Consider the following 3741-nt stretch of genomic DNA (forward strand, 5'->3'; position numbering starts at 1 on the left):
GCAAATGTTAGTTTATTTGTAAACAGTCGTTTTGGGGTAATTTTTAGAGGTTGCCAATAGTTTTTTCATTTCTAATAGTCCCTTACACAACGGACAGAAAACCCATTGTCGATGCTAAAAAAATTGAATCCCCCATAATCACTTGCCATTGGAAAATCTGCCACCTTACCAGAAGTTGATGTCCAAAAATGAGTAGACCCACCATTATTCATATAAGACCCATCTCTATATATCATTCCTACAGGAGCTGCATGGAAGCCGTAATCATCAGTTCCATTCCCATCATCTCTCGGTGAATCCCCATCCACCTCTCGTTTTCAACTTTTTTATAGCGGTTCCATAACCATCTCCTCCTCCCACATATTCAAACAAAGTTTCCCACTCATCTACACTAGGCAAATGCCAATCATCTGGGCAAGCGTTCATCGCAGCCCTCCAAGTATAAAAAACTGCTATTTTCCAATATCCCGGAACATGTTCAAGTAACCAAGCTTTGCCCGCTAAATTTCCTCGATATGTTAAATTTTCAGCCATCCACGTTTGAGAACCAATTTGAACAGTCTCGTAGCACCGACCATCACGATAATCATCTATATCAGATGGATTGCAAAATGGATTTTGCGCAAATATGCAGACACTCATAAGCAAAACCATTACAATCGCAATTTTCTTCATACATTATTCCTTTCCGCCAAAGGCGGCTTGCGAGAGAATTTTTGAACCTAGCCTTACAGTGTTCGCACGATTTTCGGAAAACAAAAAAAGGTGCGAAGTCGCAGGCTTACGTATTGAAGGCTCTGGTAACCCGTTAGCGATAAGCAACAGACGACCCGCACCACATGGGTGCGAGTAACGTTCTGTTCCATGCTAACTTCAAGTTTACCAGACTTTTCAATACAGGAACAAGATTCTACTCTAAAATCATTATGTCTCCATAAATATAGCATCGTCTGCTCTACTTATTCAAAAACAAAATGAATTTAGGCCGTCTGTTGCCGATTTTGGTCGCCCGCCAGGCGACTTCTATGTATTAGTAGGCTTTTACCCCCTCAAAAAGCCACATTTCCCGAGTAAAATTTCTTTTACTGCTCAAACAAGCATCTAGACTTGACTTCTGAGCTAAAATATTCTATACTCCCCATAGCGGTTGCACCAACATGGCATAGCAATGCAAGCAAGCCGAGCATGAGTCTCAACAATTATGCAATCAATTAGCCGCAGAAGAAGGTGTAATCGAATTCCCCAAAACATTTTTCAAGGAGACTCCTATGCCTCAATATAATCATCTAAGAGAAATCTATCCTTTGGATTTTACTTTCTCCACAAACCAGGAAATACCCATTGACGGAGATACCTTTTTCAACCTATCAGAAGAAGAAAAGAAGAATATTGCACGCCTAATAGACCGGCAAAACAAGTTGTTTGATGAAAATGCTTTAACAAATTCGCCTTTACCCATTCCATTTAAAAAGCGGAACCCCTTTCTAAAATTTGATTCGCCAGACAAGGCTGCGCTAAATTGGGTATATCTTTTCAATGACGAGTCAAAAAGACGAAACCGCGAAGCAGCAACATTTATATTTGAAGACAAAAATGGAGAATATTACGCACAAAACTCCCCGGCATGGTTTGATTTAGACAGTTTCGACATTCCCACATTAAACAGAATTGCGGAAAGAGAAAGGAACTTTGACAAAGTTGTCGGCGTTGCACACACTCATGGCGCATACGACCCGAATTACGACAGCGAAAACTTTTCAAACGAATTTGATTTTGAAACCGGGATACCTTACGGAGACATTCCTTTTGCAAACGAATACAACATTCCCTTATATCTAGGAACCCCGAACGATACATTTCGTGTTTTCGTTCCAGGAGAAGGGGAAGACAAACTTTATATGGGAGACTTGAAATGAAAGCAAACAACATTTTATCCCTTTTAGTTTCTTTCGCTCTTTTTTCAGTTTACGGTTGCAACGAGAGCGAGACTAGCAAGCCACCGACCACAAAGGTTTCTGTTGTAGAAGCGGAAAAAACGATATCCTTCGCACCCAAAAATGATTTTTTGAGCGCGGTGGATTCTTCTGCAGAAATCTTCATGGATGCAAATCCCAAAAGAAACCATCCTGAAGGAAACAGGATTATTCTTAATAACGAACAGAAAACAGAGTTATCTAAGCAATTGGCAAATCTTAAAAAAACAAAAAAAAAGATATCATCCGAGACTCCCGTGGCAGGTCTACCTATAGATTTCTTTATATGTGCAATCCATTTTAGCAACAAGAACGGCACTACAACCACATTAAATTATTATTCACCAGGACGGATAGAGTCTCCTGACGGAGCCATCTGGCAATCCTCAATTCCACAGGATTTTGATAATTTTATAAAATCACTGAAATTTCGCTTTCCAATGTTAGGCCCAAACAAACATGCGGGAGATCCGTGATAAAAGCCAAAGGCTTGTCTTTTTGACCTGAAAAATCTATATTTAAGGTATGGCATTAGCAATTCGTCCATTACCTGTCTTGGAAAACGCTGCTGCAGACCGTTTCGTGAAGAAAGCGAACCAGGTGCTGAAGGCGAACAAAAAACTTGACCTATCTAAAAAGGCCAAGGCAGCCATTTCCATTCTCAAAACAGCGAAGATTTAGCCAAATGAATTATCTTTCGACCAACTGCAGGTTGATGAGTTTACAAGAAAAGCAGGTCCAAGCGGGCCTGTCTGTTTTTTCCTGTGGAGACAAGGATCTTGACGAATTTTTCCATAGTGATGCAGCCGCGTATGAACATGCCCTTTTCGGAAAGACTTATGCGTTCGTTCACAAGAAGTCGGGTGAGATTTCGTCCATGTTTACGATATCGAACGGTAGCGTCCAGGCTAGGCAAATGCGTCGTTCGTTGCGTGATAAAGTACCGCACCCCAAAAGGCTGATCCACAACTATCCTTCTGTGTTGATTGGTCGCCTTGCTGTAAGCAAAGATTTTCAAGGCCATGGTATCGGTTCAGAAATACTGGTTTTTCTAAAGATCTGGTTTTCCGACTCGCACAACAAGACTGGTTGCAGATTCCTTGCAGTCGACGCCTACAATGCACAGTCTGTCCTCAAGTTTTACGGGAGTAACGAGTTTTCGTTCATTTTCAAATCCGAAAATGAGGAACGGGCAAGTTTGCAACTGCATGAGAGCGAACTGTTGCGCACGCGTATGATGTGCTGCGATTTATTCCATTACGCAGAAGCCCTTAGAAATAACAAGTAGAACTTCTTTTGTGCGAATTTGAGCGGGCGTAAACCCGCTCATTTGCGTTAGGGATAGTGACCCCTTGGGGCGACGCTGTGGCGCCGTTTTATGAGGTTGAGCGGGAACGGAGTGAGCCGGGCAACCCATAAAATATAGCCCAACCGCACAGAATGTGCGGGAACGCCCATAAGACCAACATACGAAGTGGCCGACTTCTGCGCCCTCGTAAAGGAAAGCGAGCAAGCCGAGTGTCGCGACAAAATGCTGGCGCTTCGCTATTTTAGCAGGACCGAGGCGCAGCCGCTGACGCCGTAGGCGTCAAAAGCTCGGCTACAAGATCCGCCAGTGCGAACTCCAGAAGGTGCCGTACCTCCTGATCGTCGGCGAGAAAGAAGTTGTAGACGGAGTCGTGTCTGTCCGCCGTCGTAAAGAAGGTGATAAAGGCAGCATGAAGGTTGCCGACTTCCTCAAGATGACCGAAGACGACCGCAAGGTTGT

Annotated in this window: 6 protein-coding genes and 1 pseudogene; 5 read left to right on the forward strand and 2 right to left on the reverse strand. The window is 43.1% G+C overall.

What is annotated here, in order from left to right; translation table 11 throughout:
* Window positions 1–71: 71 nt before the first annotated feature.
* Entirely contained in the window at window positions 72–236 is a 165-nt protein-coding gene (locus tag Q0P86_RS17020; protein ID WP_366941351.1) for a hypothetical protein, read from the reverse strand.
* Window positions 237–282: 46 nt separating this feature from the next.
* On the reverse strand, window positions 283–675 hold the full coding sequence (locus Q0P86_RS16635) for an FISUMP domain-containing protein (protein WP_295041054.1): 393 nt from the start codon (window positions 673–675) through the stop codon (window positions 283–285).
* 593 nt (window positions 676–1268) lie between these two features.
* Here Q0P86_RS16635 and Q0P86_RS16640 point away from each other — a divergent pair.
* From Q0P86_RS16640 to Q0P86_RS16660, 5 genes and pseudogenes are all read left to right on the forward strand, one after another.
* Window positions 1269–1916, forward strand: a complete 648-nt coding sequence (locus Q0P86_RS16640; protein WP_109587443.1) for a DUF4329 domain-containing protein — start codon at window positions 1269–1271, stop codon at window positions 1914–1916.
* Window positions 1913–2449, forward strand: coding sequence for a hypothetical protein (locus tag Q0P86_RS16645; protein ID WP_295041058.1), 537 nt, complete (start codon window positions 1913–1915; stop codon window positions 2447–2449). The genes Q0P86_RS16640 and Q0P86_RS16645 overlap by 4 nt, the downstream gene beginning before the upstream one ends.
* A gap of 49 nt (window positions 2450–2498) precedes the next feature.
* Window positions 2499–2654 (forward strand): hypothetical protein, encoded by a 156-nt coding sequence (locus Q0P86_RS16650; protein WP_295041060.1) that lies wholly within the window; start codon window positions 2499–2501, stop codon window positions 2652–2654.
* Between the two features lie 4 nt (window positions 2655–2658).
* Complete coding sequence (locus Q0P86_RS16655) at window positions 2659–3261, forward strand: GNAT family N-acetyltransferase (RefSeq protein WP_295041062.1); 603 nt, start codon at window positions 2659–2661, stop codon at window positions 3259–3261.
* A gap of 307 nt (window positions 3262–3568) precedes the next feature.
* Window positions 3569–3741, forward strand: a pseudogene (locus Q0P86_RS16660) (His/Gly/Thr/Pro-type tRNA ligase C-terminal domain-containing protein); the annotation flags it as partial.

This window comes from uncultured Fibrobacter sp., from assembly GCF_946062555.1.
Classification (GTDB): Bacteria; Fibrobacterota; Fibrobacteria; order Fibrobacterales; family Fibrobacteraceae; genus Fibrobacter.